At 65.5% G+C, this 6,432-nt stretch carries 5 protein-coding genes; 4 read left to right on the top strand and 1 reads right to left on the bottom strand.

The annotated features are described in order from the left end of the window. The first annotated feature begins 485 nt into the window (after positions 1 to 485). From Q8J98_RS05695 to Q8J98_RS05680, 4 genes are read left to right on the top strand one after another with little or no spacing between them, the layout of a single operon-like run. A complete protein-coding gene (locus Q8J98_RS05695) occupies positions 486 to 1,568 on the top strand; it encodes an AI-2E family transporter (RefSeq protein ID WP_305293526.1) in 1,083 nt (360 codons plus the stop codon). Next, positions 1,569 to 2,243: a DnaA ATPase domain-containing protein gene (locus Q8J98_RS05690; protein WP_305293525.1), complete on the top strand. Its 675-nt coding sequence runs from the start codon at positions 1,569 to 1,571 to the stop codon at positions 2,241 to 2,243. A gap of 54 nt (positions 2,244 to 2,297) precedes the next feature. Further along, the gene (locus Q8J98_RS05685; RefSeq protein ID WP_305293524.1) at positions 2,298 to 4,463 is read left to right on the top strand and encodes an RNA degradosome polyphosphate kinase; all 2,166 of its coding nucleotides are present in this window, start codon (positions 2,298 to 2,300) and stop codon (positions 4,461 to 4,463) included. 47 nt (positions 4,464 to 4,510) lie between these two features. Further along, positions 4,511 to 6,052, top strand: a complete 1,542-nt coding sequence (locus Q8J98_RS05680; protein ID WP_305293523.1) for a Ppx/GppA family phosphatase — start codon at positions 4,511 to 4,513, stop codon at positions 6,050 to 6,052. Here Q8J98_RS05680 and Q8J98_RS05675 read toward each other — a convergent pair. Further along, complete coding sequence (locus tag Q8J98_RS05675; protein ID WP_305293522.1) at positions 6,049 to 6,402, bottom strand: AAA+ family ATPase; 354 nt, start codon at positions 6,400 to 6,402, stop codon at positions 6,049 to 6,051. The two genes, Q8J98_RS05680 and Q8J98_RS05675, sit on opposite strands and share 4 nt — an antisense overlap. Positions 6,403 to 6,432 lie beyond the last annotated feature (30 nt).

The following is a 6,432-nucleotide window of genomic DNA, read 5'->3' as shown; positions in this document are numbered from 1 at the left end:
CCAGTCTGCCCGAAAGCGGGCGCGCCGCCGCGGATGCGGCTCCGAAACCGCAAAATCGATGCCATTTGCCCGAAAAAGGTGCCCCAGCGACGCTCAGACGGCCATCTCGGCGAAGCCGAAGCCGTTAATCAGACGTTCCCTAAGAGGAGCAAGAGTTGACGAGTGGACCGATTTCAGCAACGCCAAACTCGAAGGTGCCGCGCTTTGGAATACTGACTACTCAGCCTCGTCTCTTTCGCAGGCGCAGATAAACTCTGCCTTCGGCGACGCCACTGTAATTTTGCCGCCGCATCTTTTTCGCCCTGCACATTGGCCAGTGCAGGAGTGGACTAGGCTCGATTTTCTCACCGAATGGCGCAAATGGCAAGTCGACCCCTCCGCCTACACCCCTCCCCCTCCCCCTCCCCCCTCCCCCTAACCCCCGCCCCACCTTGCCACCCCCCCTTCTTTGCGCGATGCTGCGGCGAGCCGCCCGAGGAGACCCCATGGCCCTGCCCGTCCGCCATCAGATGACCTACTGGAGCCTTGCGCTGGTGGCTTTGCTGGCGGCGCTCTGGGGGCTTGGCTCGGTGATCCTGCCGTTCCTGACCGGCGGTGCCTTGGCCTATTTCATGGATCCGGTGGCCGACCGGCTGCAGCGCGCGGGGATGAGCCGGGTTGCGGCGACCTCGGTCATTGCGCTCTTGCTTTCCACCGGCTTCGTGGTGGTCGGGCTTTTGGTGCTGCCGACGCTGATCCGCCAGTCGGTGCAGCTGATCGAAACCGCCCCCGACATCTTCAACCGCTTGCAGGCGTTCCTGACGGCGCGCTTTCCCGGCATCATGGACGAAGGTTCGGTGGTGCGCGACACGCTCATTGCGATTGGCGAGGTGATCAAGGCGCGCGGCGGCGAATTGGTCAAGGGCGTGCTCAGCTCGGCGATCAGCGTGCTCAGCGCGGTGGTGTTCGTGGTGGTGGTGCCGGTGGTCGCGTTCTACATGCTGCTCGACTGGGACCGGATGGTGGCCCGCATCGACAACCTGCTGCCACGCGAGCATGCCCCGGTGATCCGCCGCCTTGCCAGCGAGATCGACCGGGTGATGGCGGGGTTCCTGCGCGGGCAGGTTTCGGTCTGCCTGATCCTGGGCACCTTCTACGCGATCACACTGATGCTGGCGGGGTTGCAGTTCGGGTTGCTGGTGGGCGCGGCGGCCGGGGCGATCACCTTTATCCCCTATGTCGGCGCGCTGATCGGCGGCGTGCTGGCGCTGGGGCTGGCACTCTTCCAGTTCTGGGGCGACTGGGTGAGCATCGGCATTGTCGCGGGCATCTTCGTGCTCGGCCAGTTTCTGGAAGGCAACATGGTGACGCCGAAACTGGTGGGGTCTTCGGTGGGCCTGCACCCGCTTTGGCTGATTTTCGCGCTGTCGGCCTTTGGCTCGGCTTTCGGTTTCGTCGGCATGCTGGTGGCGGTGCCGTTTGCGGCGATGATCGGGGTGCTGGTGCGCTTTGCCATTGAGCGCTATCAGGCAAGTCGGCTTTTTCAGGGGCTGGGGCACCCCGATGAAGCCACCGACGAGGACGCCTGAGTGGTGCGCCAGTTGGCCTTCGATCTGCCGCTGCGCAGCGCCAGCGGGCGCGCGGATTTCTTCATCTCGCCCGCCAATGCGCAGGCGCTGGCCACGCTTGATGCGCCCGGCGGCTGGCCGCAGGGGCGGATGCTGCTGATCGGGCCGGAAGGTGCGGGCAAATCGCATCTGGCGCAGCTTTGGGCCGATGAGCAGGGCGCGCTGACGGTTTTCGCGGCGGCGCTGCGGCGCGCCGAGGTGCCAGGGCTGGTTGCCGCCCGCGCTGTGGTGGTGGAGGATGGCGAGGCGGTCGGCGGCAACCCCGAGGCGGAGGCCGCGCTCTTTCATCTGCACAACCTCGCGGCGGCGGAAGGCGCGCTGTTGCTCATCACCGCTGCCCGGCCACCGCGCGACTGGGGCCTTGGCCTGCCCGATCTCGCAAGCCGCATGGCAGCACTTGCGACGGTGCAGATCGCGCCGCCCGATGACGCGCTGCTGGCGGCGGTGCTGGTCAAGCTTTTTGCCGACCGCCAGATCGCGGTGACCCCGGCGCTCATCACCTGGCTGGTGGCACGCATCGACCGCTCGCTGGCCGAGGCGCAGCGGGTGGTTGCGCGGCTTGACGCGGCGGCTTTGCAGCAGGGTGTGCCGGTCAGCCGCCGCCTTGCCGCGCGGGTGCTGGACAGCGGCACCTGACGGCCTCAGACTGGGTGTCACGAAACCGTCGCAAATTCGCAGCACAAGCGCCCCATGACCCAGGCTGATTTCCTTCGCACCCCGTTTCCGGCCGCCGTTGCCATGCCTGCGGCGGTGGTTTCCGGCCCGTCGCGGTTCTTCAACCGCGAGATGAGCTGGCTTGCCTTCAACTGGCGGGTGCTGGAAGAGGCGGAGAATGCGCGGGTGCCGCTATTGGAGCGGCTGCGGTTTCTGTCGATCTCGGCGACCAACCTTGACGAATTCTACACGGTGCGGGTGGCGGGCCTGCGCGAGCTGATGCGCGAAGGCAACGCGCTGCCTTCGGATGACGGGCTCAGCCCGGCGCAGCAACTGATCTTGATCAACGCCGATGCCCGCCGCCTGATGCAGCATCAGCAACAGGTCTGGAACCAGATCCGCCGCGACATGCAGGCCGCAGGCATTGTGCTTTTGACCCGCGCCAAGCTGACCGCGCGTGACCGCGCGCATCTGGCCGAGCATTTCCTGAACAAGGTGTTTCCGGTGCTTTCGCCGCTGGCAATCGACCCGGCGCACCCGTTTCCGTTCATTCCCAACGCCGGTTTCTGCCTTGCGTTGGAGCTGCGGCGCGAGCGGGACGGGCGGTCGTTGCAGGCGCTGTTGCCGATTCCGCAGCAGATCGACCGCTTCATCCGGCTTCCCGGAGAATCGCGGTTCCTGCCGCTGGAAGAACTGTTGCTGCTGCATCTCAACTCGCTCTTTCCCGGCTACAGGGACATCGGGCATTGCGCCTTCCGGGTGCTGCGCGACAGCGACCTTGAGGTCGAGGACGAGGCCGAAGACCTGGTGCGTGAATTTGAAACCGCGCTCAAACGGCGCCGCCGCGGCCAGGTGATCCGGATGAAGATCACCGCCGGGGCACCGCAGGGCCTGCGCGCGCTGGTGATGCACGAGCTTGGCGTGGCCCCCGACGAGGTGGTCGAGGTAAAGGGCCTGCTCGGCATTTCCGACCTCAAGGAACTGGTGCTGAACACCCGGCCCGAACTCCTGTGGCCAAGCTTCACCCCAAGGGTGCCCGAGCGGGTGCAGGACCATGACGGCGACATGTTCGCGGCGATCCGGCAAAAGGACATGCTGCTGCACCACCCCTATGAGACCTTCGACATGGTGGTGCGATTTCTGACCCAGGCCGCGGCCGACCCGAATGTGCTGGCAATCAAGCAGACGCTTTATCGCACCAGCCGCGACAGCCCGATTGTCACCGCGCTTTGCGAGGCGGCGGAGGCGGGCAAATCGGTGACCGCTTTGGTCGAACTCAAGGCGCGCTTCGACGAGGCGGCGAACATCCGGCAATCGCGGCGGCTGGAGCGGTCGGGCGCGCATGTCGTGTACGGCTTTGTCAACTACAAGACCCACGCCAAGATCTCGACCGTTGTGCGCCGCGAGGGCGAACAACTGGTGACCTACACCCATTACGGCACCGGCAATTATCACCCGATCACCGCGCGCATCTACACCGACCTCAGCTTTTTTACCTGCGACCCGGCACTGGGGCGCGATGCGACCAAGGTTTTCAACTACCTTTCCGGCTATGTGCAGCCGGAAGGTCTTGAAAACCTTGCAATTTCCCCGATTTCGCTGAAACCCCGCCTGCTGGCGATGATTGCCGCCGAGGCCGATCATGCGCGCGCCGGGCGGCCTGCCGAAATCTGGGCCAAGATGAACAGCCTGATCGAGCCGGAGGTGATCGACGCGCTTTATGCCGCGTCACGCGCCGGGGTGAAGATCACCCTCGTGGTGCGCGGCATTTGCGGGGTGCGGCCCGGCATCAAGGGGCTGAGCGAGAATATCCGGGTCAAATCGATCGTCGGGCGGTTTCTGGAGCACAGCCGGATCGTCTGCTTTGGCAACGGCCATGGCCTGCCGTCGAAACACGAGCGGGTGTTCATTTCCTCGGCGGACTGGATGGGGCGCAACCTGACCCGGCGGGTGGAGACGCTGATCGAGATCACCAACGCGACGGTGCGGGCGCAGATTGTCGATCAGATCATGGCGGCGAACCTCGCCGACGAGGCGCAAAGCTGGGTGCTGCAACCCGACGGCAGCTATCTGCGCTATCTGCCTGATGGGAAAACGGATTTCTTCTCGTGCCACCGGTTCTTCATGGAAAACCCCTCGCTTTCCGGGCGCGGATCGGCAGGGGCCCGCGACGTTCCGCAACTTGCGCATGGGCACGACTAGCGGCTAGGAGATGGCGCAGCCAGCGCCGAAAGCCCAGGGATGGACCGATGATTGCAGACCCCGAAGCGCATAGCGACGATTGGGACCCCTTCGGGCAGAACCTGTTCGACGACCCCTCGGTGCGCGCGCTGAGCCGCGTCGGCGTGGTCGATGTCGGCTCGAACTCGGTGCGGATGGTGGTGTTTGACGGCGCGGCGCGCAGCCCGGCCTATTTCTACAACGAAAAGGTGATGGCGGGGCTTGGCCAGGGCATGGCGGAGACCGGCAGGCTGAATCCGCGTGGCCGCGAGCGGGCACTGGCCGCGCTACTGCGGTTTTCACTTCTGGCGCGCAGCATGGGCGCGGCACCGCTAAGCTGCGTCGCCACCGCTGCGGTGCGCGATGCAAAAGACGGGCTGGCCTTTGTCCAGCAAGTCGAAAAGCAAACCGGGCTCAAACTCTGGATCATCGACGGGCAAGAGGAGGCGCGGCTTTCGGCGCAAGGCGTGTTGCTTGGCTGGCCCGGTGCCGAAGGTCTGGTCTGCGACATGGGCGGCAACTCGATGGAACTCGCAGTTGTTGCAAAAGGTAAAGTACACGCCAGAATTTCGGCCCCAATCGGCCCGTTTCAGTTGCAACAGGTAAAGGGCGGTGCCGCGGGTGTAACCGCGCATGTCGCCTCGGTGCTGGAATCGCTGGCCGAAAAGATGGGCCGCACGCATCAGCGCATCTATCTTGTCGGCGGCTCGTGCCGTGCCATTGCGCGGCTAGACATGGAACGGCGGCGCTACCCGATGACCGTGCTGCACGAATACCGCATGAGCCCCGAAGACGTGACCAAAACGGTGGACTGGATCGGCGAGAATGACATCGAGGGGCTGCGCGCGCGCACCGGCACCTCGCTGGCCCGGATGGAACTGGTGCCGCTGGCCAGCCTCGTGCTGCAGCAGTTGGTGAAAAGCTTTGCGCCGCAAGAGCTTGCCGTTTCGTCCTACGGAATCCGCGAGGGCCTGCTTTACGAGCAGATGCCCGAGCGTCTGCGCCGCCGCGACCCGTTGCTGGAGGCGTGCCGCCACGCCGAACGGGCGATGGCCCGCACCCCTGGCTTTGGCAAGAAACTCTGCGCGTTCATTCTGCCGCTGTTCGCCGATGCCCCCCCCGAGCGGATGCGGTTGATCCGCGCTGCCTGCCTGCTGCACGACACCACCTGGCGCGCGCACCCCGATTACCGCGCCGAATCCTGTTTTGACAACGTCACCCGCGCCAATATGGCCGCGCTCTCGCACCCCGAGCGGGTGTTTCTGGGGCTGGCGCTGCTGCACCGCTACAAGAATTCGCGCGCCGGATCGAACCTTGCGCCGATCTTCGGCCTGCTGGACGAGGCGCAGCAGCGCGAGGCGGAGGTGCTGGGCAAGGCGATGCGCTTTGGCGCGATGTTCTCGGTCAACTCGCCCGAAGACGCAGGCGAACTGGCGCTGTTGCGCAACCCGGCGCGGCTGCAACTGGCGCTGAGCAAACGCGGCGAGGGCCTTTATGGCGAGGTCGCCGAGGCGCGTTTCCTGTCGCTCGCGGCGTCGATGGGTGCAAAGCCCGTGGTGATCAAGCGCTAGAGATCAAGCGATTCGCCCGGTGCCAGCGGCACCGGCAGCGGCGGCGCACCGGGCTTGCGGCGCAACAGGATATCGCCGTTGGGCAGCCGCTCGGGTGCCTCGTAATAGCGGATATCGCCGATCATCGTCAAAAGCTCGCGTAGCGCCGGTTCCAGCGCCGCCATTGCCTCTGCGAGCCCGTCCTGCACCTCGCCGAGTCTTGGCCCGACCTCGTTGAGAAACTGCTGCATCAGCAGTTGCGCGCCGCGCTCGATCAGGCTGAAGCCGGTATCGGGTGGCACCTCGGGCGGCGTCTGCGCCGCAAGCGGCGTGGCAAGACCGAGGGCAAGGGCAAAGGCAATTCGTTTCATCGGCGCAGCATAGCACGTTTCGGCACGGGT

Source organism: Phaeovulum sp., from assembly GCF_030684035.1.
GTDB lineage: Bacteria > Pseudomonadota > Alphaproteobacteria > Rhodobacterales > Rhodobacteraceae > UBA6213.
Note: the sequence above shows the minus strand (reverse complement) of the source record. Positions and strands in the feature narration are given on the sequence as shown.

Excerpts from the sequence above, each read along its gene's own strand:
- Q8J98_RS05675 (WP_305293522.1), bottom strand. The coding sequence starts at position 6,402 with ATGAAACGAATTGCCTTTGCCCTTGCCCTCGGTCTTGCCACGCCGCTT.
- Q8J98_RS05685 (WP_305293524.1), top strand. The coding sequence starts at position 2,298 with ATGACCCAGGCTGATTTCCTTCGCACCCCGTTTCCGGCCGCCGTTGCC.
- Q8J98_RS05695 (WP_305293526.1), top strand. The coding sequence starts at position 486 with ATGGCCCTGCCCGTCCGCCATCAGATGACCTACTGGAGCCTTGCGCTG.
- Q8J98_RS05680 (WP_305293523.1), top strand. The coding sequence starts at position 4,511 with ATGATTGCAGACCCCGAAGCGCATAGCGACGATTGGGACCCCTTCGGG.